16 protein-coding genes are annotated in these 26,932 nt (G+C 46.1%); 12 read left to right on the top strand and 4 right to left on the bottom strand.

Annotation, left to right across the window (positions count from 1 at the left end; all coding sequences use genetic code 11):
• Nucleotides 1-13 precede the first annotated feature (13 nt).
• Genes AC1HCU_RS13080 through AC1HCU_RS13100 form a run of 5 tightly spaced genes read left to right on the top strand, consistent with a single transcriptional unit; the run spans nucleotide 14 to nucleotide 7,767 of the window.
• A complete protein-coding gene (locus tag AC1HCU_RS13080; protein WP_480366628.1) occupies nucleotides 14-1,414 on the top strand; it encodes an arylsulfatase in 1,401 nt (466 codons plus the stop codon).
• A gap of 30 nt (nucleotides 1,415-1,444) precedes the next feature.
• A complete protein-coding gene (locus AC1HCU_RS13085; RefSeq protein ID WP_286861509.1) occupies nucleotides 1,445-3,001 on the top strand; it encodes a sulfatase family protein in 1,557 nt (518 codons plus the stop codon).
• A 9-nt stretch (nucleotides 3,002-3,010) separates the two neighbouring features.
• A complete protein-coding gene (locus tag AC1HCU_RS13090; protein ID WP_286880289.1) occupies nucleotides 3,011-4,417 on the top strand; it encodes an endo-1,4-beta-xylanase in 1,407 nt (468 codons plus the stop codon).
• 7 nt (nucleotides 4,418-4,424) lie between these two features.
• Nucleotides 4,425-6,326 carry a sulfatase-like hydrolase/transferase gene (locus AC1HCU_RS13095; protein ID WP_480366631.1) on the top strand — a complete coding sequence of 634 codons (1,902 nt, stop codon included), beginning with the start codon at nucleotides 4,425-4,427 and terminating at the stop codon, nucleotides 6,324-6,326.
• 46 nt (nucleotides 6,327-6,372) lie between these two features.
• The gene (locus tag AC1HCU_RS13100; RefSeq protein WP_286880308.1) at nucleotides 6,373-7,767 is read left to right on the top strand and encodes a sulfatase; all 1,395 of its coding nucleotides are present in this window, start codon (nucleotides 6,373-6,375) and stop codon (nucleotides 7,765-7,767) included.
• 109 nt (nucleotides 7,768-7,876) lie between these two features.
• On the opposite strand, the gene AC1HCU_RS13105 is transcribed toward AC1HCU_RS13100, so the two are convergent.
• Nucleotides 7,877-9,634 (bottom strand): DUF4091 domain-containing protein, encoded by a 1,758-nt coding sequence (locus AC1HCU_RS13105; RefSeq protein ID WP_480366633.1) that lies wholly within the window; start codon nucleotides 9,632-9,634, stop codon nucleotides 7,877-7,879.
• Between the two features lie 393 nt (nucleotides 9,635-10,027).
• Between AC1HCU_RS13105 and thrA the strand changes: the two genes are divergently transcribed.
• The 4 genes from thrA to AC1HCU_RS13125 all read left to right on the top strand — a co-directional run bounded on the left by thrA (nucleotide 10,028) and on the right by AC1HCU_RS13125 (nucleotide 18,069).
• Nucleotides 10,028-12,472, top strand: coding sequence for a bifunctional aspartate kinase/homoserine dehydrogenase I (gene thrA / locus AC1HCU_RS13110; protein WP_480366635.1), 2,445 nt, complete (start codon nucleotides 10,028-10,030; stop codon nucleotides 12,470-12,472).
• 1 nt (nucleotide 12,473) lies between these two features.
• Complete coding sequence (locus AC1HCU_RS13115; protein WP_286880284.1) at nucleotides 12,474-13,688, top strand: cofactor-independent phosphoglycerate mutase; 1,215 nt, start codon at nucleotides 12,474-12,476, stop codon at nucleotides 13,686-13,688.
• An 84-nt stretch (nucleotides 13,689-13,772) separates the two neighbouring features.
• Nucleotides 13,773-15,077: a threonine synthase gene (thrC, locus tag AC1HCU_RS13120; RefSeq protein ID WP_480366637.1), complete on the top strand. Its 1,305-nt coding sequence runs from the start codon at nucleotides 13,773-13,775 to the stop codon at nucleotides 15,075-15,077.
• 181 nt (nucleotides 15,078-15,258) lie between these two features.
• Complete coding sequence (locus tag AC1HCU_RS13125; protein ID WP_480366639.1) at nucleotides 15,259-18,069, top strand: putative LPS assembly protein LptD; 2,811 nt, start codon at nucleotides 15,259-15,261, stop codon at nucleotides 18,067-18,069.
• A gap of 1 nt (nucleotide 18,070) precedes the next feature.
• On the opposite strand, the gene AC1HCU_RS13130 is transcribed toward AC1HCU_RS13125, so the two are convergent.
• Together AC1HCU_RS13130 and AC1HCU_RS13135 are read right to left on the bottom strand one after the other, a co-directional pair.
• Nucleotides 18,071-19,339: a replication-associated recombination protein A gene (locus AC1HCU_RS13130; protein ID WP_480366641.1), complete on the bottom strand. Its 1,269-nt coding sequence runs from the start codon at nucleotides 19,337-19,339 to the stop codon at nucleotides 18,071-18,073.
• Entirely contained in the window at nucleotides 19,293-20,750 is a 1,458-nt protein-coding gene (locus AC1HCU_RS13135; protein ID WP_480366643.1) for a helix-turn-helix domain-containing protein, read from the bottom strand. Before AC1HCU_RS13135 ends, AC1HCU_RS13130 begins: the two co-directional genes overlap by 47 nt.
• Before the next feature lie 436 nt (nucleotides 20,751-21,186).
• Here AC1HCU_RS13135 and AC1HCU_RS13140 point away from each other — a divergent pair, with 436 nt between their 5' ends.
• The 3 genes from AC1HCU_RS13140 to AC1HCU_RS13150 all read left to right on the top strand — a co-directional run bounded on the left by AC1HCU_RS13140 (nucleotide 21,187) and on the right by AC1HCU_RS13150 (nucleotide 24,257).
• Nucleotides 21,187-21,765, top strand: a complete 579-nt coding sequence (locus AC1HCU_RS13140) for a hypothetical protein (protein ID WP_480366644.1) — start codon at nucleotides 21,187-21,189, stop codon at nucleotides 21,763-21,765.
• 204 nt (nucleotides 21,766-21,969) lie between these two features.
• Nucleotides 21,970-22,938: a bile acid:sodium symporter family protein gene (locus AC1HCU_RS13145; RefSeq protein ID WP_480366646.1), complete on the top strand. Its 969-nt coding sequence runs from the start codon at nucleotides 21,970-21,972 to the stop codon at nucleotides 22,936-22,938.
• Nucleotides 22,935-24,257 carry a 1-acyl-sn-glycerol-3-phosphate acyltransferase gene (locus tag AC1HCU_RS13150; protein WP_480366648.1) on the top strand — a complete coding sequence of 441 codons (1,323 nt, stop codon included), beginning with the start codon at nucleotides 22,935-22,937 and terminating at the stop codon, nucleotides 24,255-24,257. The genes AC1HCU_RS13145 and AC1HCU_RS13150 overlap by 4 nt, the downstream gene beginning before the upstream one ends.
• A gap of 6 nt (nucleotides 24,258-24,263) precedes the next feature.
• On the opposite strand, the gene alaS is transcribed toward AC1HCU_RS13150, so the two are convergent.
• On the bottom strand, nucleotides 24,264-26,879 hold the full coding sequence (gene alaS, locus AC1HCU_RS13155) for an alanine--tRNA ligase (RefSeq protein ID WP_480366650.1): 2,616 nt from the start codon (nucleotides 26,877-26,879) through the stop codon (nucleotides 24,264-24,266).
• Nucleotides 26,880-26,932 lie beyond the last annotated feature (53 nt).

The following is a 26,932-nucleotide window of genomic DNA, read 5'->3' on the forward strand; positions in this document are numbered from 1 at the left end:
ACGAAGAAACAATATGAAGACTAAAATTTTTGTAGCCGGACTTTCCTTCGCCGCTTTAATTCCGTTACACGCCCAGCAAAAGCCCAATGTGGTATTTATCGTGGCCGATGATTTGGGGTATGGGGATTTGAGTTGTTACGGTCAGGAAAAATTCCAAACGCCCAATATCGACCGGATGGCATTAAGCGGAATCCGGTTTACAAGAACTTATTCCGGTACAACCGTAAGCGCTCCCTCACGCGCCAGCCTGATGACCGGATTGCATACCGGCCACACGCCCATTCGCGGAAATAAGGAAATAAAACCTGAGGGGCAGTTTCCACTTCAGGCAGAGACATTCACGCTATTCCGTCTGTTTAAAAATGCAGGATATGTCACCGGCGCCTTCGGCAAATGGGGACTGGGTTACCCGGGATCTACCGGAGAACCGATAAAACAGGGAGTAGATGAGTTTTTTGGATACAATTGTCAGCGTCTGGCACATAATTATTACCCTGCTTACTTATGGGATAATAATAAAAAAGTAGTACTCCATGAAAATGATGGGGGACGGTTCGGCACCTATTCACAAGCACTGATACAGTCAAAGGCACTTGCATTTATCGACAAGCACAGCAAGGATCCGTTCTTCCTTTTCGTTCCAATGGTCCTCCCTCACGCCGAGCTGGTGGTGCCGGAAGATTCGATTATCCAGGGATTAAGAGGAAAATTCGATGAAAAACCCTATAAGGGTATTGACTCCGGTCCGGATTTTAGAAATGGCGGATATATGTCGCAGGAATATCCGCGGGCAACACATGCTGCCATGGTGAAACGTATCGATGTATATGTGGGCCAAATCATTGAAAAACTCAAAGAGACGGGAGTGTATGAGAATACGCTTATTATTTTCACCAGTGACAATGGCCCGCATCGAGAAGGTGGGGGCGACCCGGATTTTTTCAACAGTAACGGCATCTACCGGGGATATAAACGTGATCTGTACGAAGGAGGTATTCGCGTTCCCACCATCATTTCGTGGCAGGATAAAGTACCGGCAGGCAAGGAAAGTGATTTCGCTTTCGCTTTTTGGGATTATCTTCCAACCTTTGCAGAAATGTTACATACATCAATATCCAAAAATATCGACGGTGTGAGTATCTTGCCTACCCTACTGGAAAAGGAAGGACAAAAGAAAAGAGACTATTTTTACTTTGAATTTCAGGAATTAGGGGGCCGTCAGGCTCTCATAAAAGGAGACTGGAAACTTCTTCATATAGATATCCGGGACGGAGGCAGGTTTGAGCTCTACAACCTTGCGTCAGACCCTTCAGAGAATCACAACCTCGTAGAACTCTATCCTCAAAAAACGGCAGAGTTGAAAGAGATCATGAAAAAGGCCAGAACTGATGATCCTAACTGGCCACTGTTTTAAATAATTCGTCATACCGTTATCTTTAAAATTATGAGATATTTTTCTACCCGTTCTATCCTCGCTTTTGGCCCTTGTCTGGCATTTCCCTTACAAGCACAACAGGTAAAACAAAAGGTAATCCGGGAAAAGCCCAACATCGTGCTGATTTACGCCGACGACATGGGCTACGGGGACCTTTCCTGCTATGGCGCAGAACGTGTGCAAACACCCAATGTAGATGCCCTGGCTACAAACGGATTGCGATTTATCAACGCCCATTCCGCAGCGGCAACCAGTACCCCTTCCCGTTATGGATTGTTCACGGGAGAGTATCCATGGCGGAGGAAGGGTACTCAAATTGCCGCCGGTGATGCGGCCCTGATTATTAAACCCAACCGGAACACCGTGCCAAAGATTATGAAAGAAGCCGGCTACACCACAGCTGCCATAGGGAAATGGCATCTGGGGATAGGAATCACCAGCGGGAAGCAGGACTGGAATAAGCTGTTGACACCGGGACCGCGGGAGATCGGATTCGACTATTCCTATATTATGGCAGCTACGGGAGACCGTGTGCCATGCGTCTATCTCGAGAATCAGCGGGTGGCAAATCTTGACCCCAAGGATCCTCTTTTCGTGAGTTACTCACAGAACTTTCCGGGAGAACCTACCGGCAAGAATAATCCGGAGCTGCTCACCAAGCTGAAACCAAGTCTCAATCATGGACATGACCAGGGTATCGTCAATGGTATTTCACGTATCGGTTATATAAAAGGCGGACGTGCTGCATTATGGAAGGATGAGTCTATTGCCGACAGCATCACGACTCACGCAGTTCAATTTATTGAAAAGAATAAAGAGAAACCTTTTTTCCTGTATTTCGGAACCAACGATATTCACGTACCAAGATTTCCTCACGAACGCTTCAGGGGTAAAACAGAAATGGGACACCGCGGTGATGCAATAGTACAGTTCGACTGGTCGGTAGGCGAGATCGTACGTGCACTGAAGGAAGCCGGAATCTTCGAAAATACAATGATCATTATCACAAGCGACAACGGCCCCGTGGTAGACGATGGTTATATGGACGAAGCACGGGAGAAACTGATGGATCACAAGCCATGGGGGCCCTTTCGCGGAGGAAAATACAGTAATTTTGAGGCAGGTACCCGCGTCCCCTTCGTGGTGCACTGGCCTGGTAAAGTACAAAAAGGAATCTCCAACGCACTGGTATCACAAATAGACCTGTTGGGAACAATGGTATCGCTGACAGGCAGAGAGAGGAGTGCCGACATTCCGGAAGACAGCCGGGATCAGCTCGCTGCATGGCTGGGAATCGATCCGGAGGGACGGGACTATGTCATCGGTGCAGCTTCAACACTGACAGTGCTGACCAGAGACTGGAAGTACATCGAACCCGGCAAGGGACAACCCTATAACAAGCTGACAAACACCGAAATGGGGAACAGAGAGGCAGATCAACTATACGACATGCGTTCTGACAGGGGAGAATATGATAACATGGCAGCTAAAAACAAGCTGATGCTCCGCTTTATGAAACAGATACTGGAAGAGGAGAAAAGTAAAGGAATAAGACAAGATCTCTGACAATAAACGATGAAATCAATCTTTATAATCGGGGCCGTTTTGTACGCTCTTCCATTTATTCAAAAAAATGGGAATGAACCAACACAGACTTTCTTTGATGGCATGTCTGACGCTGAAAGTAAAGCAGTAATGATTCAGGCTGAAAAGGAGATCGAAAAATACCGGACAGCAGATTTTAAGTTATTATTCCTGGATGAGGAAGGCAAAAAGGTAGTTAGTAAAAAAGTAAAACTGGAGCTTTTCGCACATGAATTTGATTTTGGTACCAATACGTATGGATTATTCGAAAAACCGGCAAATGATCCAATCCGTATAGAAGCACTCAAAACGATCCCTGAAATTTTTAATAAAGTCGTGATATGTGATTATTGGCAGGATCCAAAAACAAGACAGCGTGACTACAAAGCACTTGATGCCATTAAGTGGGCTCAGGAAAATGATTTGCGAATGCGTTTTCATGCAGTACTATATAACGAAAAATGGTTCAAAAATCAAATCTATACAGAAGATCAAATCTGGCAAATGATAGAAGACCGCCTTCACTTCGTAGGTGAAACATATGGCGATAAGATTGGAGAATATGATGTCATCAATGAATTCTATTCCATGCAATTCTGGGAAAGAAATAATCCTCCGGAAGATCAGTTTATCCTGGCAGCACCCAATTATCCCAAATACAGAGAACCGGAAGTAGCAAAAAAAACGCTTTCTTTGGCACGTAAATATTTACCCAATGCAAAGTTTGTGGTACTTGATGCACAACATCCCTATCTTACAAATCCTCAATTTATTGGCTACGTGAATTATTTAAAAGCTCTTAAAAGTATCGACGGCGATTTTCAAATGGCTGGAAATCAGGATCATTTTTTTGGCCATACCTGGGATTTTCGTGCAGGTTCTCCGACATACGGCAAAACCGCGTATACTATGGGTGCAATAAACAAAGGGTTTGAACTGCTTGGAACCATTGGTAAACCCATAGTGATTACAGAATTTAACGGACCGTCACGAAACAATAAACATTCTCCCGAGAATCGCGATAAGATATGGACAATCAGCGACAAAGAAAACTCAGCCTGGCAAATAAACTACTACACACTGGCCTTTTCGAAACCTTTTATAATAGGGGTGACACGCTGGTACCAAGTGGACAATCTTGGTGGACGCGGCATGGATGCCGGTATTCTTTATGAAGATGGAAGAAAACATCAAATTTACTATGACCTGAAAAAACTTATTAAAGAAACATGGCACACCAAAACAGAGAAGAAAACTTCGATGAATGGTGAAGTTACCTTTCACGGTTTTTATGGTGATTATTTGGTGGATATTCCGGGATATGAGACGGTGCGGGTCAAACTATACAAGGACGGTAGCAAAACGACTACGGTCATTTTAAAGAAAGCAATAAAATAAAGTAAACATGAGAAAAATTTTATACTCTTTTGGCTTTTTCTCTTTTGCCTGCGCATCGATTGCAGCCGACAAAGTGAAACAGGAGCGCCCCAACATAGTATGGTTTCTTACAGAGGATTTATCACCTCACTACCTGGCATTATTCAACAATGGGAAGGGGGCGGAAACTCCCAATGTCAGGCAAATGGCGGAACATGGATTGATCTACACAAATGCGTACAGTAACGCACCTGTCAGCTCGGCTGCCCGTACCACACTTATTACAGGTTGCTATGCTCCGCGTTTTGCAGGAAGCTTCCACCGCAGGTTACAACCATTGGTGATGCCTGAAGGACTGAATATGTTCCCTACTTATCTCCGACAAGCCGGATATTATACCTGTAATGCGCAGAAGACTGACTATAATGTCCAGTTAGATAAGGGTGCCTGGGATGAAATAAAAGGAGAACTGAATACGTGGCGTAACAGACCCGACAAGTCAAAACCTTTCTTCTTTCAGAGAAGTAATATACTTACACATGAATCAAAACTTTTTTTTGATGACAATACATACCGGAACGTAAAAACTAAAAATGATCCCGATAAAGTAAATGTACACCCTTCGTTGGCTGACACCAAGCTTGTCAGGTACACTTACGCCACATTCTACGATCGTATCAACGACTCTGACAGGGAACTGGGCGAACTCATAGAAATGCTGCGTGAGGAAAATGTGCTGGATAATACTTTTATTTTCTATTTTGGAGACAATGGAGGTTCCCTACCCGGGACCAAAGGCTATACTGACGATATGGGGATTCATGTTCCCCTTGTGGTGTATATCCCGGAAAAATGGAGAGACAAGATAGGTAAAGAATATGGTAGCGTAGAAGCTGATCCGGTTTCATTTATGGATTTCGCTCCCACAGTCCTAAATCTGGCTGGAATCAATATCCCACGACAAATGGATGGAAAACCGTTTCTCGGCAGGAATACTTCTACGAAAGACAATGTAGTATTTGGTTATGGCGACCGGTTCGACGAATTGTATGCATTCAACAGATCTGTCCGAAAAGGGAAATATAGATATGCACGTAATTTCTTTCCCTATCATACCCAGTCCCTTTTCGCGTTCTATAGATATAAACAGACTGCTTTCCGTGAATGGAAAGATCTTTATGAGGCCGACAAATTGAATCCGGTTCAGAGTTCGTTCTTTGAACCTTTCGGACCGGAAGAATTATACAATCTGGAAAATGACCCTTATGAAACAAGGAATCTTGTCCACGACCCACAATATAAATCCGTCGTGGCAGAATTAAGGGGTGAGCTCAATAATTACCTTATTAATAAGGCGGATCTCGGTTTCTTTCCTGAGACGATAATTTTGGAAGAAGCAATGACCAATCCGGCAACATACGGGGAAAAGAATAAGTGGAGAATAAAATCATTTGTTGAGATTGCCAACTTGCAGACAACCTCTTTTTCAAATGATACTGAAAAACGTCTTTACAAGGCTCTACGTTCTACTGATCCGGTTGTGCGCTGGTGGGGTCTGACTACTTGTGCATATTTCTCTAAACAATCGTCTGTCTTAACAGCCGAAGTTAGCAAATTGCTCACCGACGAACGAAGTTTTGTCAGATCAAGAGCAATGGTGCTTCTGTCGATGTATGGCCGGAAATACGCGAAAGAAGATATCCTGGCTGTGCTGGATAATGCAAAAACCGGAGCTGAAACCCTTCTTATCCTGAACGACCTCACTTATATGGTAGAAAATGAATTAATAAAGCCGTTTGAACTAAAGATGAACGAGATTAGGGAAGAATGTCAGGGAGTGGACTGGCGGCTGAAATACCTCAATAGTTTTGTCGGTACTGATAACTGGAAGGATCGATGGAAGATGATCTATAATGGAGAAGAACAATAATTGTGATGCACTTGATTGAATGGTTATGGAAAGAAAGATAAGCGGCATGTTTGCTTTTGTAGGAGTTTTATTGCCATCTGTGCAGATAATGCATGCACAACAAAAACCGAATATTGTGTTTATCATGGCGGACGACTTGGGGTGGAATGACCTGAAAGTCACCGGAAGCGACTATTACGAAACTCCAAATATTGACCGCCTTGCTTCACAAGGTATGATGTTTTCCAATGCATATTCGTCCGCAGCCAATTCGGCACCAAGCAGGGCCTGCCTTATGAGTGGCATGTATACCCCGCGCCATGGAATTTTCACCGTGGGCACTTCTGAACGTGGAGACAAAAACAAGAGAAAGTTGATACCGATACACAATACCGAAGATCTTCGGGTTGATTTCGTCACGATGCCGGAGGCATTGCAAAAAAGTGGATATCGATGTGGACATATCGGCAAATGGCACCTGGGAGACGATGTGGATGGCACAGGCCCTTTATCGCAGGGCTTTGTGCTCAACATTGCCGGAGGTCGTGCAGGTACACCTTTCTCATATTTTTATCCATATTGTAATCCAAAGGGAGTTTGTCATGTGGGCCTGGAAAAAGGCAAACCTGAAGAATATCTCACAGATAGATTGACAGACGAGGCCATCCAATTTATGAGGGAATCGGCAGGAAAACAACCATTTTTCCTGTATCTGGCCCATCATGCAGTACATACCCCCCTGAAGGCTCCTAAAGAACTGATTGACAAGTATGAAAAAAAATCTAAGGGTAAATATCACGCCAATCCTGTTTACGCGGCCATGATTGAAAGTCTCGACCAAAGTGTGGGGAAAATTTGTGCCGCTATCGATTCGCTGGGATTGACTGAGAATACCCTTATCGTGTTTAATTCAGACAATGGAGGATCAGAACCCGTGACTGATAACTTTATGCTTCGTGGTGGCAAAGGAAATCCTTACGAGGGAGGAATCCGTGTACCGTTGATAATCAAATGGCAGGGAAAAATTAAAGCGGGGATTACCTCGGAGTATCCGGTGACCGGTATTGACTTTTATCCTACATTGCTCTCTCTAGCCGGGGGTATTCCCGATCCTTCACTCGATGGAGTGAATATCACTCCTGTTCTTACAAACAATTCGAAGAATATCAGCCGTGATCTCTTCTGGCATTTTCCGGCATATCTGGAATCATATAAAAAAGATGGAGCTGACTTCAGGGCCACACCCTATTCTATAATACGTTCGGCCGAATGGAAATTAATTTACTACTATGAGACCGGGGAAACGGAACTATTCAACCTCGCCCGGGATCCCAGAGAAGAGAATAATCTGGTAAAAACAAATCCTAAAGTGGCAAATGAACTTGAAAATAAATTGAAAAAATGGCTTAAGGAAACCCACGCTCCAATTCCTACAAAATCAAATCCTGACTATAAAAACTAAATTAACGTGAAGAAAATTACCTGTTTATTGTTGTTCATCTTCTCACTTGCAACATCGGTTTTCTCGCAGAAGACCTCAATCATGGCTTTCTTTCTTGACAGGGAATAAATTAATTCAGTAATTTCTTGGCTGCATTCAGCCTTTCCTGCCAATCGGCAGAAGGTTCCAGCGTTTCAAAATATGAGATGGCCTCTTCAAGCTCCTGCAATTTCCCCAGTGATTCGGGACTATTTGTTACTCTGTATTGTTTACGTAACACACGAATCTTCTCGGCATCCTGGATTCCTTCAATAAGCCGCTCAAAACGAATGGAGCTGCGGGCATCCGGGTATACCATGTAGGTATCGCCCGCAGGCCATGTCCTGAAACGGGAATCGGTCAGCGGGTTCTCCACCCATGAATTATAGGCCCAGCGAAGCATGCCATCGAAGTCGCCCGCAACCGTGTGCCAGGCTGCATAGACTGCTTCTGCAGGTGCAGAGAAGGTAAACATATTGGCAAAGGGGTCTGCACAACAAACATACCAGGTGGTTATCAGCCCTTTGGATCTGCGAACGGCAATATCTTCCCTGTCTACCGTACTGCGCGCTCCCACGCTGATATCCTTAATAGCAGGATACTCTTTATAACTTTTATGATTATCGGCAAGTGAGATTCCCAGCTCAGGAGCGGCACTCTCCAATACTCTCATGGCAGCCTGCATATCTGCCGGAGCACGTTCGTCCATCGCGATATTGGTTATTTCCAGCCATCCTTTCTGCTTCAGATGCCGTGTGAAATCCTTCAGGAATATGCTCCAGATCTCAGCGTACTCATCCGATTGTGCCTTCAACTCCAGGGTAACCAGCTCTCTTTTTTCCATATCGTTATAGTGTAGCTTGTTATTCCATGTAAGCAGTGAATAACAGTTGATCATTTTATTGATGCCTGCATCCATCATAAATTTCACCCAGCGATCGAAAATTGTATAATCGAAGCTCCAACTCTGATCCTTGTTTTTAGTCCATATAATCATGTCTGAATAGGCATCGTAAGACTGGTTATTCCACGGATCAATGTTCAAGGTGGCAGTGATCACCTTCTGTCCCGCATTGGCTAACATTTTCATCAGCGGTTCCATCTTCTCAAAATGGGCATTACTCCACATTTCAAGATTATGAACCCTTGCCACGGCAGAAGGATGTTGCCACAAATCGAGATGATAGGCCCATTCAGACGGATCAGGCAGCAACCTGTCCACGACCTCTATTTCTATGTCGAAATCCTCCTCAAAGCCTCTCTTGGCGTAAAGTTTCAGTTTCCCTTTGTATTCCCCTGCGACCGCATCGGAAGGGATTTTGAAAGTGAGCCAGACAGGTCGTACAGTGCTGGCCTCCATATTGAAATGATCCAGATTATCGAGCATATCGGCTGAAAGTGATGCTGCAAAATTTTCCGGCACCCGGCGTCCGCAACCTGAAGCAAACTCATCAGTCATTACGTAACGCACGAATCTTGCCTGTGCAATTGTTGCAGGAAGCAGTGCTACATCCGACCTGAATTCATCAAACTCCAACTCTACCTGATTTACATCTTCGGCAGACCATAACAGCATCTGGGCCGACACGCTCTCTCCTTTCCATCCGGCAACTCTTATACTCTTTCTGATTGCTACCTCAGGGGGCACTGACTTGGGCATTCTGTCGTCAATAGTGATAAATGAAGCCTGCAAACCCGAAGGTATATTTGACCAGTCGGACAACGTATCGGCCGTCGGGTCCCGCATCTCTTCGAAGGTAATAAACTCCTTTTTTGGCCTTTTGCTTTCACATGAGCACGAAAAGAATACGAACAGAAAGAAAATAACAAACGAAATTGACTGTTTCATGAAAAATATTGAAATAAATAGAATATTTTCGTTAAGCAATACGAACAGAAGACAAGCTTGCTTGGATTATGTCGTTGCGAGAAAATGCCTAAACTTATTGAACATTCCGTCGGAATATGATTTTATTACAGACAAATATAAGCAATAATTTCATTTTATCAATTATTCCGCTATCTTTGCATCAAATTTACATCCAAGATGTTCGAAATGCAGAGATTGTATTCAACATACCTTACCACTACAATGATCATGACCCCTTGGGGGGTTATGTAAATTTTCACATCCGCACGGCAGCATTGCTTGCCATTTGCAAATCGGGACCGGTTTGCAGTTTACAAGTCCACATTTTTTATTTCACACCGTTTTAGCACGGTAAAATTATATTCATAGACGATGAAAGTGATGAAATTCGGAGGTACTTCCGTGGGGAGTCCCGAAAGTCTACAGTTGGTGAAAAACATAGTTGAGAATGAAAAGGATCCCGTGATCGTGGTTGTTTCAGCACTGAACGGTGTCACAGATCGTCTTCTTCTGGCAGCCGATTTTGCGCGCAACAACAACTCAGGATACAAGCCCCTGCTGGACGAGATTATTGCCCGTCACGAGGAAATTATCGAAAAGATGATCCCCTCACCCGCTGATAAACAGGAGGCGATACAGAAAACACAACAACTGTTCGAAGATCTACGCAATATTCTGCGCGGCGTATTCCTGATTGGCGATCTTTCACAGAAGACATCCGATAAGATTGTAAGCTATGGCGAACGGCTCTCCTCATTTATTGTCGGCAAAATCATCGAAGGAGCTCAATTGTATGACGCCACACAATTTATCAAGACAAACAAACAATTCAGCAGTCATATACCCGACCTTGCACGTTCAAACGAACTGATAAGGAAAACCTTTTCCGAGATGCCCCCACCTCATGTGGCTGTCGTACCTGGCTTCATCTCATCAAGTTGTGAGGACAGCGACATCACCAATCTGGGTCGCGGTGGATCGGACTATACCGCGGCACTCATTGCAGCCGCACTAGATGCTACGGTACTGGAAATATGGACCGATGTGAACGGATTTATGACTGCCGACCCTAAAATCATCAACTCTGCGTATGTGATTGATGAGTTGTCTTTCACGGAGGCGATTGAACTTTCCAACTTCGGTGCGAAAGTCATCTATCCACCCACCATCTTCCCCGTTTATCACAAGAACATCCCCATATATGTCAGAAATACATTCCATCCGGAGGAAAAAGGTACGCTGATACGTAACATCAAGCCTACCCGTAACGGAAAGATCATCAAGGGTATCTCCTCCATCAACGATACGGCACTTATTACCATTCAGGGACTGGGCATGGTGGGAGTCATCGGCGTCAACAAAAGAATCTTCTCCGCGCTCGCGGATAATGGTATCAGCGTTTTCATCGTCTCCCAGGCCTCTTCTGAAAACAGTACCTCTATTGGGGTCCGCTCGCAGGATGCAGCACTATCGCAAAAAGTACTCAACAAAGAGTTCGCACACGAGATCGCCATGGGAAGTATTAACGAGATCATAGTCGAATATGATCTGGCCACCATCGCGATTGTAGGACAGAACATGAAGCATGTGCCCGGTATTGCCGGCAAGTTCTTCGGGGCACTGGGAAGAAATGGCATCAGCGTGATTGCCCTGGCACAGGGAGCCGGTGAAACCAATATCTCCTGTGTAATTTCCCGCTCCGACCTGAAGAAATCGCTCAACGTCATTCACGACTCCTTTTTCCTGTCGCCCTACCAGGAGCTGAACCTTTTTGTCATTGGTATCGGAACAGTAGGAGGAAAGCTGCTGGAACAAATCAGGCAGCAACAAAGCACGCTCAAGGAACAAAACAAACTCAGGATCAACATTGTGGGAATTGCCAACGGGCGCAAAGCACTCTTCAGCCGCGAAGGTATCCCACTCGAAGGATACTTTGAAAATCTGATGACAAACGGCCAGAAGAGTTCGCCCGATCTTATCCGTGACGAGATACTGAAGATGAACATTTTCAACTCGGTGGTAGTCGATTGTACCGCAAGCCCCCACATTGCTGCCCTATACGAGGAACTAATGGCCCGGAACATTTCCGTGGTTACAGCCAACAAGATTGCCGCCTCCTCCGATTATGAGAATTATCGTCACCTGAAAGAAACAGCCCGGAAGGCAGGCGTCAAGTTCCTCTTTGAAACGAATGTAGGCGCCGGCCTTCCAATCATCAACACGATGAATTCATTGATTAATTCCGGAGACAGGATTGTGAAACTTGAGGCCGTCCTCTCCGGAACATTGAATTTTATTTTTAATACGCTGAGTGAGGAGATTCCATTTAGTAAAGCTGTAAAAATGGCTGTGGAGGCACAATTTGCCGAACCCGATCCGAGAATCGACCTCAGCGGCCTCGATGTGACCCGCAAGCTGGTGATACTCTCCCGGGAAGCCGGTGCCTGTGTGAACCAATCCGACGTGAATAAAAAGCTGTTCGTGCCACAGAAATATTTTGACGGATCACTCGAGGAGTTCTGGCAGACTATCTCCGGGCTCGACGATTCATTTGAAGCACGCAGAAAGGAACTGGCAAAAGATGGTAAAAAACTGCGTTTCGTGGCTTCCTACAACAATGGCGCATGTGAAGTGGGACTGCGGGAAGTGGAACAGGGACACCCTTTCTACGACCTGGAGGGGAGTAATAACATCATCATGATCACCACCGAACGTTATAACGAATACCCGATGGTTATCAAGGGTTACGGTGCCGGTGCCACGGTCACTGCCGCAGGGGTCTTTTCAGACATTATCTCCATCGCTAACATCCGGTAACATGACACCAAAGAACATTATCATATTGGGCGACGGAATGGCAGACGAGCCCATTGCCTCACTGGGCAACAAAACCCCGATGCAGGTTGCCGATACTCCCTACATGGACATGCTCGCCAAAAAAGGGAGAAACGGTCTGCTGAACACGGTTCCCGATGGTTTTGCACCCGGGAGCGAGATTGCCAACCTCTCAGTGCTGGGCTACCACATACCTACGGTATATGAAGGGCGCGGTGTGCTGGAAGCAGCCAGCATGGGTGTGGACATTCTTCCCGGGGAGATGGCCATGCGCTGTAATCTGGTATGTATCGAAGGGAATCTGCTGAAAAACCATTCGGCCGGGCATATCTCCACGGCCGAAGCAGCTCAACTGATCCAGTTTCTGGAGAAGGAACTGGGAAATGACATCTTCAGCTTCTACCCGGGCGTATCCTATAGGCACCTGTTGAAAATAAAAGGGGGCGACAAACGGTTACTTTGCACCCCCCCCCATGATATTCCGGAACAACCGTTCAAGCCTCATCTCATTCAACCCGAAAGAGAAGAAGCCGTAACTACCGCCGATGCATTGAATAAACTGATCCTCAATTCTCAGGAGCTGTTGCGCAATCATCCCATCAACAGAAAAAGAATTGCAGCAGGAAAAGACCCGGCCAACAGTATCTGGCCCTGGTCTCCCGGCTATCGTCCCCAAATGAAACCGCTCACGGAGCTCTACCCGATAAGTAGCGGAGCGGTCATTTCAGCCGTGGATCTGATCCGGGGTATCGGCGTATATGCCGGGCTGGAAGTGATCATGGTCGAAGGAGCTACCGGCCTGCACGATACAAACTACGAAGGTAAAGCAAGGGCAGCACTCGATGCGCTAAAGGAAAAAGACTTTGTCTACCTCCACATCGAAGCCAGCGATGAAGCAGGTCATGAGGGTAATGTACCATTGAAGGTCAGGACAATCGAATACCTCGATGCACGCATCGTAAAGACCATCTATGAGGAAATACGTAACTGGAACGTGCCGGTCACCATCACCATCCTGCCCGATCATCCCACTCCCTGTGCCATCCGCACCCATACGCGCGACGCTATTCCCTTCCTGATCTGGCACAAGGGAATTGAGCCCGACGGCGTGCAGACCTATGATGAATTTGCCGCGCGGGAAGGGTTTTATGGTTTGTTAAAAGAAAACGAACTGATGAAAATAATATTCAACAAGTAAAGGGCTGAATGCCGATACCTGACAGCTATAAATATTTCTCTCACCAAGCTGACAGTTGATTGCAAACAGCTGAAAACTATAAATATGCATTACTACAGCACAAATAAAAAAGCACCTGCCGCTTCACTGCAGGAGGCAGTGGTCAAGGGACTTGCACCGGATAAGGGACTTTACATGCCAGAAACAATTCGACAGCTCCCAGCTGAATTTTACGGGAAGATGGCGGATCTTGGTTTGGTGGATATCTCCAAAACAGTCGCTGAAGCCTTCTTTGGCGGAGACATTCCAAAAGAGCGGCTGGATGAAATCGTCACCGATACACTCAGCTTCGACATCCCACTGAAAAAAATTGAGGAGGGCATTTATGTACTGGAGTTGTTCCACGGGCCCACTTTTGCCTTTAAGGATGTGGGCGCCCGCTTTATGGCTCGCATGCTCTCCCATTTCGTGAAGGAAGAGAGACAGGACGACGTGAAGGTGCTGGTGGCCACATCGGGCGATACCGGCAGTGCCGTGGCGAATGGCTTTCTGGGTGTGGAAGGAATTCAGGTCTTTGTGCTCTATCCCTCCGGAAAGGTGAGCGATATACAGGAGGCACAGTTTACCACCCTGGGACAAAACATCGTGGCTCTGGAAATAGACGGCACCTTCGATGATTGCCAGGCACTGGTAAAGACGGCGTTTATGGATAGCAGCCTGAATACCCAGCTAAACCTCACATCAGCCAACTCAATCAATATAGCACGGTTTCTGCCCCAATCGTTTTATTATTTCCATGCATTTGCGCAACTGGCCCGACAGGCTGTTGCGGGAGAGGTTGTCTTTTCCGTACCGAGCGGTAACCTGGGTAACCTCACGGCCGGTCTTTTTGCCAAAAGAATGGGACTGCCTGTGAAGCGGTTTATCGCGGCCAACAACCGGAATGATGTTTTCTGGGAGTATCTGCAGACAGGGAAGTATTCCCCGAGAGCATCGGTACAAACCGTGGCCAATGCGATGGACGTAGGCGCACCGAGTAACTTCGACCGTATCCTCGATCTGTATGATCATTCCCACGAATCAATCACAAAGGATATTGCTGCCTACCGGTACAGCGATGAGGAGATAAAACAGACCATCCGGGAGGTGAATCAGAAAACCGGATACAAGCCCGACCCACATGGTGCCTGTGCCTATATGGCCCTGAAAGAGGGCCTGAAGCCGGGTGAAACAGGTATTTTTCTTGCAACAGCTCATCCGGCAAAATTCAAAGAGACTGTGGAAGAATGTATCGGCTCCGCATTGCAGATACCGGAGGGACTGGCAGCCTTTATGCAGCTTGAAAAAAAGTCGTACCGCATCAAGAACGACTATAATCTGTTTAAAAAAACATTAATCAATCTGTCTTAAGTTTCTTTTTATTATTTTTGCGGTGAAATCATTCATTTATGCGTAGTTTTGTGTGTGAAAACCATATGCAGGCTGCTATTTCCACATGAAGCAACTTTACCGTTTCATATTTCTGTTTTTCATCCTGACAATCTCATTTCAATGTTCTTCCGTCCGAAAGGCCACTGAAGCGACGAAACAAATGAGGCAAAGTTCCGCATCGGCAAATTTATCTCCCGATACGGCAACAAGGGGAATAGAACTGCCTGATACCACAACCACCCCACCACTCATCTCCTCCCTGAAGGAGCCCGCATCTTCCGATAAGGATGTGGTGACCGTAGAAACAGATTCACTTTCAATCACCATACCGGACACGATAGCCACCACAGGACAGGATAGCTTGTCCATCACCGCACAGGACAGTACTTCTATGGAAGACCAGACCCTGAAAGCAGCCGTGTATTACACTGCTCAGGATTCCATGATTTTTACCAGCGACAACATGGGATACCTCTACGGCGATGCCGATATCAAATACGGCAAAATGGGTATCAAGGGAGAATATATTACCGTGGATATGGACAGTAGCATCATCTCCTCTACTTTCGGAGTTGATTCGCTGGGTAAAGAGTTCGGCCTTCCGGTCTTTACAGAGGGAGAGACGGAATATGAGATGAAAAAGGTACGTTACAACTTCGAAACACGGAAAGCATTCATCAACCACGTAGTCACACAGCAGGGAGAAGGCAACATAGTAGCCAATGAAGCAAAGATGAATGCCGACAACTCCTTCTACATGCGAAATGCCAAATATACCACCTGCGACAGGCACGATCATCCCCACTTTTACCTGAACCTGTCAAAGGCCAAGGTACGTCCCGATAAGGATGTGGTGACCGGTCCCGCATGGCTGGTGGTGGCAGACGTACCCCTCTTTCCGGTTGTCCTTCCTTTCGCTTTTTTCCCTTTCACAAAGTCCTACTCATCGGGAATCATCATGCCCAGTTACGGTGATGAGATGACTCGCGGGTTTTACCTTCAAAACGGCGGTTATTATTTCGCACTGAGCGACTATATCGACCTGGCCGTGACAGGGGAGATCTATACCAAGGGGTCGTGGGGCGCAGGCGTCCGCTCAAACTACCGCAAAAGGTACAAATATTCGGGAAACTTCAATGTCTACTACCTGAATACCGTTACCGGTGAAAAAGAACTGAAGGAAGTGGTGCCGGAAGCCTACTCGGTGGCAAAGGACCTGCGCATTAACTGGACCCATTCGCAGGATCCCAAAGCCAACATGTATCGCACCCTCTCGGCCAGTGTCAATTTCTCCACCAGCAGGAACAACCACCGCGACCTGAACCGCCTCTACTCAAGGGAGGCATCAAACAATACAAAAAGCTCAAGCGTGAACCTCACGCAACGTTTTCCGGATTCACCCTGGAGCATGTCGGCAACCATGAACATCAACCAGGTATCACGCGACTCCACCATTGCTGCCACGTTACCCAACATCTCACTCACAATGAACCGCATCTATCCGTTTAAAAGAAAGGAGATGGTAGGTGACGAGAGATGGTATGAGAAGATCTCCATGAGCTACTCCGGCGAGTTCCGCAACTCAATCACTACGAAGGAAGATAAATTTCTGAAATCAAGCATTATACGAGACTGGACCAACGGCATGCGCCACAGTATCCCGGTGAGCGCCACCTTCACCCTTCTGGATTTTATACAGATATCTCCCTCGTTCAATTACAACGAACGCTGGTATACCGGTGCCCATATACAGGCTTGGGACACTGTGGCCAGAAGAAATATTCCCGTGGATACGGTATATGGTTTTAAGAGGGTATACGATTACAGTACCTCGCTCAGCGTACAGACCAAACTGTACGGTATGTACATCCCCTGGAAAATTTTCGGCGACAAGGTACAGGCCATTCGTCATGTCTTCTCTCCGAGCATCAGCCTGAATTACAGGCCCGACTTTGGTGACCCAAAGTACAATTTCTATGAGACCTATACCTACAAAAACGAATACGGCGAGGATGTGGAATACACCTATTCACCTTACTCCTCCATGATGTTCGGGACGGCTCCCAGGGGACAAAGCGGAAGCATTGGTTTTGACTTCAAGAATAATCTCGAGATGAAGGTTCGTACCGACAAGGACTCTACCGGCGTACGGAAGATCAGCCTGATCGACGATCTGGGCATCAGCTTCAATTACAACATGATGGCCGACTCCATGAAATGGAGCATGATCAACTCAAACATCCGCCTGAAACTTTCCAAGTCATACACACTCAGCCTGAACGCCACCTGGGACCCTTATCTCTATCAGCTGGATCAAAATGGAAACCCTCGTCAGGTAGATAAACTCAGAATACTGAATGGTAAAGGATTCGGGAAACTGATGAATACAGGTACCTCCTTCTCCTATTCACTGAATCAGGACACATTTAAGAAATTATTTGCCCGCGGTGAAAAGGAGGATAAAGAAAAGGAGGGCAGTAACCAGAAAAATCAGCTACCCGACGATGGTACCATAGGGGAGAATCCTTACGAGTCGGCACAAGAGGGCACTCAGCAGGGATCGGAAGACTCTGCCGGGGAATTCGATAGCGACGGATATCTGAAAAATGCGGTGAACTGGAATATTTCCTTCAACTATTCGTTACGCTACGGATACGGTGAGTTCGACAAAAAACGCATGGAATACAAAGGGAAACTTACACACAACTTTGGCCTGAACGGTTCGCTTCAGCCTACCAAGAACTGGAACTTCACCTTCAATACCGATTATAATTTCGAGTTGAAAAAATTTACGAACATCAATTGTAGCCTTACGCGCAACCTGCACTGCTGGAGCATGTCGGCCAGCTTCATCCCCATTGGCCCATATAAATCGTATAATTTCACCATCCGCGCCAATTCCTCACTCCTGCAAGACCTGAAGTATGAACAGCGCAACTCTCCCTACGACCGGGGTATGAACTGGTATTAACTTATTCCTTATCTCCCCAAAGCTTCTTCATTAACTCGTGCATCCTTGCTTCCGCAGGATTGGGTTGAGCCTCCCAAAACCGGTTGTTTTTTAATTCTTTAGGCAGATATTCCTGTTTAACAAAGTTGTTTTCATAGTCGTGCGCATACTTGTACTCTTTCCCATAATCGAGTTCCTTCATAAGTGTCGTCGGTGCATTGCGCAAATGCAGCGGTACCGGTAGGTTACCGGTCTGTTCCGCTTTTGCAATGGCCGCATCGATGGCCAGATAGGCAGAATTGCTTTTTGGAGATGTCGCCAGGTAGATGGTGGTTTCTGCCAGAACAATACGTCCCTCCGGCCACCCGATCTTCTGCAACGTATCGAAACAGGCATTGGCCAGTAGCAGCGCATTGGGATTGGCCAGGCCAATGTCTTCCGCGGCAGAGATGACCAGCCTGCGGGCAATGAATTTGGGATCTTCGCCCCCGGCTACCATCCTTGCCAGCCAGTAGATAGCCGCATCGGGATCACTGCCACGGATCGATTTGATAAAGGCCGAGATGATGTCGTAATGCATCTCGCCCCCCTTGTCGTATGCTGCCGGATTCTCCTGCAGTCGGTCGGTTACCATCCGGTCGGTAATCACTACCTTTCCGTCGGCATCCGCCTGTACTGTCAGCTCCAAAATATTCAGCAGTTTGCGGGCATCACCCCCCGAAAAACGGAACAAAGCGTCGGTCTCAAGTAAATCGATTTCTTTCTCCTTCAGGATCAGATCTTCAGTGAGCGCGCGATGTAACAGCTCTTCCAGATCTTTCTTCTCGAGCGATTTGAGTACATACACCTGACAGCGTGATAGCAACGGACGAATTACCTCGAAGGAAGGATTTTCGGTGGTAGCCCCAATCAGTGTCACCGTGCCTGTCTCCACGGCATTCAGCAGCGAGTCCTGTTGTGACTTGCTGAAACGGTGGATTTCATCAATAAAAAGAATAGGAGCCGCATTTTCAAAAAAACGGTTGTTCTTCGCTTTATCAATCACCTCCCTTACATCTTTTACACCAGAGTTGATGGCACTCAGCTTATAAAAAGGTACGTTCACCGCATTGGCAATAATATGCGCAAGCGTAGTTTTCCCTACACCGGGTGGCCCCCAGAAAATTATAGAGGGTATTCTCCCCATATCAATCATTCTGCGCAACACAGCTCCCTTACCGACCAGGTGTTTCTGACCGATAAACTCATCGAGATTCTTTGGCCGCAATCTTTCGGCAAGTGGTGCGTTCATTGTATTGTCCAATTTTAGGAACCGGATGAACAAAGATATCTATTTTTTCTGGACTATGAATTTTTGACGCCTTCACTTTTTCGTGTTCACGCCATTGTGTGGGACTACAATTCGATTCTTGTGCGAAAGCCCTTCCGAAGACCGATGACGAACTAAAGCCTGATAAGTCGGCAACACAGGTAATATTCAGATCGGGACGTGTCAGCAGAAGGTGCTTACTTTCCGCAATACGGTAGCGCATTACAAACTGATAAAAACTTTCACCATACCCCTCGTTGAACAAGCGTGAGAGGTAACTGCGATTCAGCGGTAATATCTCCATCGCATCAGTTAGTTTGAAATCTTTGCGTATATAGGGTTTCTCAGCTTGCATCCATTTTTCCAGTTTTTCCTTGTACTCGGGTAGCTTATCAATAAACAAAAACTTCTTGTTCGGCTCATTCACCGATACAGAAAGAATGTTTCTCCTGCTATCTTTTTCGTGACATATCCTGCTACTTTCCAGGTCCTCCATGATTTCAGCTTTCGTGTCGTCCATACCTACTTTGAAGTAACCTTCCGGATAGGGGTTTTTATGAAATAAAACACGATAGAAGCCATAAAGAAAGAAGAACAGAAAAATGATGTTGTGCATGAGAACGCTATGGATATTATCACTTAATACAACGATCTCGCAGGAAAGGGTAATCACCAGATTGCCGAAAATATAGTCACCCAACCACTTTATATCAATATCATCCAACGATGCATAGTTATTTTCGCACCATTTCTTATAGTTTTTCCGGTAACGGAGCATGATCAAAAGCCCGATAACTGGATAAACAAGAATGAACAAACGGAGCAATACCGTAAAATTCCAAAACTCGGAAACCAAATCTGACCAATTGTCAATCACTGGCAGAGACGTGACTCGGATCTTTACTGCAAACAGATATATTCCCGAAAAAACAACAGTGGGTAAAAACAGGAACAATGCCCGTCGTAGTGTAAGCCATCCCGGACGGAAGGCTTCGATGGGATACAGAAGAAATATATAAGCATACGCACTTCCATAAATTAACATAGGAGGAGACATGTATTTATATTCTACCACACCGGCATATCCGGTAGTTAATCCCTTGATGAGTGAAAGCAAATTGGTCAGCCCTACCATGCACATCACAAAAGCAAAGAGGGTACGTGCACGTCCCCCGTTTCTACGTACCATCAGCATCATGGATCCGCTAAGACAAAGAACACTCAACATCGAGATGATCGACCAACGGATGTATCTGAAAGATTCCAGTGATATTTGCATTAAAAAATGATGACCTACAGCGACAAGGAGCAAGATAACTGAATAAATAATGGCTCGTTTGTACTTCCGCAAGTATGTGAAAGGATCGTTTGACAGCAGGATTTTGTGCATCATAGCATCGTTTTTAGAATATGCAAAGATAGCACTCCCTTTGAATGCATGTTTTAAGTAACAGACGAAAAAATAAAAAAAAAGATATTATTTTACGCAGTGCAAAGCTTTTTTATGTATCGCAAACAAGTAAACCCGTCTAAAGGAGGCCCGGAGATTGCATCGTCATATTAAAACAAGGTTTATCACGGACAGGCATTGTCAACGAGTAAATTTATCGGGAGTAAGCATCCCCAAGGTTTTTTACCGAGAGCAAGTTTATATTTATCCGGGGCAAAGAACCTACTCGCATTCGGCCCTGGAATTGTCTATTTTTGTCAGCTGGAAATGATTAGATATTCATTTTTCCTGTCTTCCTTATTCACATGTGACAGGACAAGAGAAAATTAGCGTCAGCCGAAAAGCTTTACGAGTAGGCAAAAATAATTTTACAATTTTTATGATGACAAAAAAAACATTTATGACGCTTGTCCTTGTCGTGACAAGTGGAGCGTTGATGAGTTTGCAAGCACAGAATCTATTCTCAAAAGGAGACAAAATCGCAAATGTAGGTATCGGACTAGGGAGTTACTACGGAGGTGATGGATACACCAGCAGTATTCCACCTCTCTCGGTATCTTATGAACAGGGTATCATCGACGGACTACTGGACGGTAAAGCATCTATCGGTGTAGGTGGTTATATGGCGTACACAGCCAACAAATGGGAAACAATTTCTGGTAATGTAACGTATGGCTACAAATACAGTTATTTTATACTTGGTGCACGTGGTACTTTCCATTATCAGTTTATTGACAAACTGGACACCTATACAGGACTAATGCTGGGTTACAATGCAGTGAGAAGCAAATTTTTTGGGGATTCGGGCAGTTATACACCTGAAGCATCGGGAGCTAGTGGCATTGGATATTCTGCATTCATTGGCGCACGTTATCATTTCTCAGACAAGCTCGCTGCTTTTGCGGAAATTGGTTATGGCATTTCCGCTCTTGAATTGGGTATTTCGTTCAGGCTATAAGAAAGATGCATGAAGAGTACCTATGATAGATCATGAGAAACAAGTCAATTAAAGATATTCTTCAATAAACCAAGAAAAGACTGCTATTCATTTCACAGGGTGTTCAAATAGTTTTGGACACCCTTTTTTGATATTTCCCAATGCGCAACTTACTCGCGAATATATTTAATTTCGTACCTTTGCTTCTTATCATCAAACAGTCAAATGCATCCAACCCCGCTTCTATCCCTCTTTGGAAACCTGGAACGGTTAGACGCCGTAAGATTAAATTTCAATCAGGAAAGCATCAACATGATGAATATTGCGATTGCTTTTATCATGTTCGGTGTAGCATTGAGTATTCGTCCCCAACATTTTAAAACACTGGTGTCACATCCTAAGCCTGTATGGTTGGGGGTAATCTCGCAATACCTACTCCTGCCGGCGCTTACTTATCTGTTGGTATTAATCATTCAACCCAGTACGGCAGTAGCGATGGGAATGATCCTTGTGGCAGCCTGTCCCGGTGGGAATGTATCGAATCTCATCTCGGCAATCTCAAAATCGAACGTAACACTTTCGGTCAGTCTCACAGCTATTACCACAGTCATGAGTCTGTTTATGACTCCGTTTAATTTTGCATTCTGGGGTGGACTTTATGCCCGACACTCTCCATTGCTAGTACCTATCTCGATTGATCCGGCGGAGATGTTTCGCACTGTTTTTCTGATCCTGGGTATTCCCGTTATCCTGGGTATGTTCGTAGGGATGAAATTCCCCAAGTTTGTAAGAAAAATTGACAAAACAGTACAAGCTGCATCCGTCATTTTCTTCGTTGGATTTATCGTTGCAGCACTGTCGGGTAATTTCAGGTTTTTTCTTCAATATATCCATTTGATCTTCTTCATTGTTTTGCTGCATAACGGATTGGCATTCGTAGTGGGTTATTATTTGCCTAAAGTAATGCATGTAGCCGAAGTAAATTGTCGCTCCATCTCAATAGAAACAGGTATTCAGAATTCGGGCCTCGGACTTGCGCTGATATTCAATCCACGCATCTTCCCCCCTGAACTAAATCTCGGCGGTATGGCATTTATTGCCGCATGGTGGGGGGTATGGCATATCATTGCGGGACTTATACTGGCTTTTTATTGGCGAAGACGCGCCTTAAAATTCGAAACTAATACACTATGATTTATCGTTACGACTTTCGTTATACACTGGCTAAGTTACCGGTAAAGACGGCATTGAGATTGAATTTCCGGAAGATAGTTTTTACCGGAAGGGAAAAAAATGTATCACGGGAGAAACCGGTCATTTTTGTGCCTAATCACCGTAATGCACTGATCGATGCGCTGCTGATCGTATATGCAAGCTATCATCGGAAGCAGGTAGTTTTTCTTGCCCGTGCCGATATCTTCAAGCAAAAGCTTGTAGCCTGGATACTCCGTGGGTTACGTATCATCCCGGTATTCCGGATACGCGACGGTAAGGACAACCTGGATAAAAACAGAGATATTTTTGAGTCTGCTGCACGCATCCTGAGAAAGAACAATCCTATTGCATTATTTCCGGAAGGAAAACATAATCCAAAACAGTCATTGCTCCCCATTCAGAAAGCTGTACCACGTATCGTGCTCCCCACAGAGGCCTCCCGGGCTTTTGAACTCAACAGCCAGATTGTACCGGTATCTATCTATTATCGCGACATTCTTGGGTTTCTCTCCGATGCCTTTGTTACATTTGGCACCCCCATCGAGGTGGCGAAATACAAGGAAATCTATCAGGAAAATCCCGGTTTGGCAACCAACCAGCTACGGCAGGAGCTGGAGAGAAGCCTCAAATCAATAGTCGTGGATATATGGAACGATGAATTTTATGAGGAGTATCGTCATGCCATTGACTGGAATGGTGACAAAATAGCAAAAGAGAAATTTCCCGACAGAAAAGATGCTTTCTATCTGTCATCCCTGCATATCGTAAGGAGCCTGGACGAGCTTTACGAAAATAACCGGACTGCATTCGACACCAGGATAACCGCTTTCCGTAAAGCAGATATGATACTGAAGGAGCATGGGTTAACGTCAAAAGACCAAATATGGAAATCATCCGGCAAATGGGACCTTTTTATCCGTTTTAAAGCGCTTGTCTTTACATCTCCGGTAATGCTTTTTGGATTTCTGAACGGGATCTTCCCGCTGCTGATCAACAGGAAGCTCATCAGCCTCTTCAAAGATAAGCAGTTTGTCCCCTCGGTAAGATATGCTTCCGGTCTTATCTTTGTACCTATTTTCGATTTGATCCAGTCGTTGCTTCTCGGTACTCTGACCAAAAACTGGCTCCTTGCGCTTGCTTATTTTCTTGTGACGCCGGCCACTTTCTATTTTGCCCTATACTGGCGAAAGTGGTGGAAATCGGCCCTGAGAGACCGCAAGACAGCCCGGTTTAGGAAGCAGTTTCCACAAGTGTGGGAACAGGTAATAAAGCTTACCGGTCTCTCAGATAAAAAGTGATTTTTTCTATTCTTTTAATTTTTGCACAATTGCTTCCACGGCCGCCGGCAGCCCGTCGGCATTCTTACCTCCGGCGGTGGCAAAATGAGGCTGCCCTCCTCCTCCGCCCTGAATGAGCTTGGCCGCTTCGCGCACCATATTGCCGGCATGAAATCCCGCGGCAACCAGGTCGTCGCTCAACATGACCGTAAGGCTTGGCTTCCCGTTTGAGGCTGTACCGGCGACAAAGAACATCTTTTCCGGGAACTCTCCTTTCAGTTGAAAAGCAATGTCTTTCACCACGTCGGGAGCACCTATCGGCAATATCACCCGGAAGAGATGTACGCCATTGACCTCCTCTTTCCGCTCGACAATCCGCTGCTTCAACTGCACGGTCTTTTCTTTCACATAGCCTTGAAGTTCTTTTTTCATCTCTTCGTTGTCGGCAATCAGGCGATGCACTCCCTGCATAATATCGGGTACATTGTTGAGCAAGTTCTTTACCTCCAGCAGCGCATCTTCTTTCGCATAAAGGTAATCCTCACATACCTTGGCTGTAACCGCTTCAATGCGCCTTACACCCGCAGAGATGGCGCTTTCGCTCACAATGCGGAACGTACCGATACGTCCGGTAGAGGAGATGTGTGTGCCACCGCAAAGCTCAATGGATGTTCCGAATCGGACGGTGCGCACATCGTCGCCATATTTCTCCCCGAAAAGTGCCATTGCCCCCTGGGCTTTGGCCTCCTCAACGGGTACGTGCCGATGTTCTTCTATGGGGAAATTGTTCCTTATTTTAGCGGTCACCCGTCTCTCCACTGTGCGAATCTCTTCGGGCGTCATCTTCTGGAAATGGGAGAAGTCGAACCGTAACACGTCGGGTGAGACATACGAACCCTTTTGTTCCACATGCTTACCTAACACCTCACGCAATGCTTCGTGCATCAGGTGGGTGGCAGAGTGGTTACATTCTGTGGCTGTCCTTTTTTCAGTATCAATACGGGCAGTGAAGGTAACCTCTAACTTTTCCGGTAGTGTATGGGTAAGATGTACGGCAAGGTTGTTCTCCCGTTTTGTATCGAACACCTCAATTTTTTCGCCCCCTTCTGAGATCAGCCAGCCCGAGTCGCCTACCTGTCCTCCCATCTCCGCGTAAAAAGGGGATCTGGAAAGCACAATCTGGTAAAACAACCTGTTTTTCTGTTTTACAGCACGATACCGAAGAACCTGTGCAGTACTTTCTGTTTCATCATAGCCCACAAACTCCGGCTCGCCGTCGTGCACCTTTGTCCAGTCGCCCGTCTCCACAGCAGCTGCATTGCGGGCACGTTGTTTCTGTTGCTGCATTTCGGCATTGAAGCCTTCCACGTCTACCGTCATTCCATGCTCGCGCAGGATCAGTTCCGTGAGGTCTAGCGGAAAGCCAAAGGTATCGTAGAGTTGAAAGGCAATCTCACCGCTCAGTACGTTACCCTCTTTTGTAGGCATATTTTTCTCCAGCAATCGAATGCCGGTCTCCAGGGTGCGCAGGAAAGATTCTTCCTCCTCTTTCATCACTTTCCCAATCAGCCCCTGCTGGGCAACCAGTTCCGGATATGCCTCTCCCATCACGTCGATCAGTGTGGGGATAAGCCGGTACATAAACGGCTCGTGCATATTCAGGAAGGTATACCCGTAGCGAACGGCGCGACGCAGGATACGACGAATCACATATCCTGCCTTGGCGTTCGATGGCAGCTGACCGTCGGTAATGGAAAAAGCGATTGTGCGCAGATGGTCGGCAACCACCCTCATGGCAATATCTTTCTTGGCATCCTCCCCGTAGCGGGCATTACCGATCTCACCAATCTTTTCAATGATAGGTTGAAACAGATCGGTGTCGTAGTTCGATAACTTTCCCTGTACTGCCATACAGAGACGCTCAAAGCCCATGCCTGTATCAATTACTTTTGCCGGTAGCGGCTCCAGTGAGCCGTCGGCCTTCCGGTTATATTGCATAAAAACCAGATTCCATATTTCGATAACCTGCGGGTGACTCTGGTTCACCAGCCTGAGTCCGTCGACGTCTGCCCGTTCGCTTTCGGGCCGCAGGTCGATGTGGATTTCCGAGCAGGGACCACAAGGACCGGTATCGCCCATCTCCCAGAAATTATCCTTTTTATTTCCATTGATAATCCGTCCTACAGGAAGATATGCCTCCCAATAGGCGGCAGCCTCATCGTCCCGCTCCAGCTGCTCTTCTGCAGCACCCTCAAAGACGGTGACATACAAACGGTTCTTATCGAGCTTAAGCACTTCCGTCAGATACTCCCATGCCCAGGCGATCGCTTCTTTCTTGAAATAATCTCCGAACGACCAGTTACCCAGCATCTCGAACATGGTGTGGTGGTAGGTATCGTGTCCCACCTCCTCCAGGTCGTTGTGCTTGCCGCTCACTCGAAGGCACTTCTGTGAATCGGCTACCCGCGGATATTTCACCGGGGCATTCCCCAGGATGATATCTTTGAACTGGTTCATGCCGGCATTGGTAAACATCAGCGTGGGGTCATCCTTGATCACCATCGGCGCCGAAGGCACAATGTGGTGTTCTTTCGACTGAAAAAAGTCTTTATACGACTGGCGAATCTCTTTGGAAGTCATCATACAAATTTATGTTACACGTAAAATAGTAGAGGGCAGACGTTACAGGGTACAAA

Source organism: Proteiniphilum sp. LBM24028 (assembly GCF_056629195.1).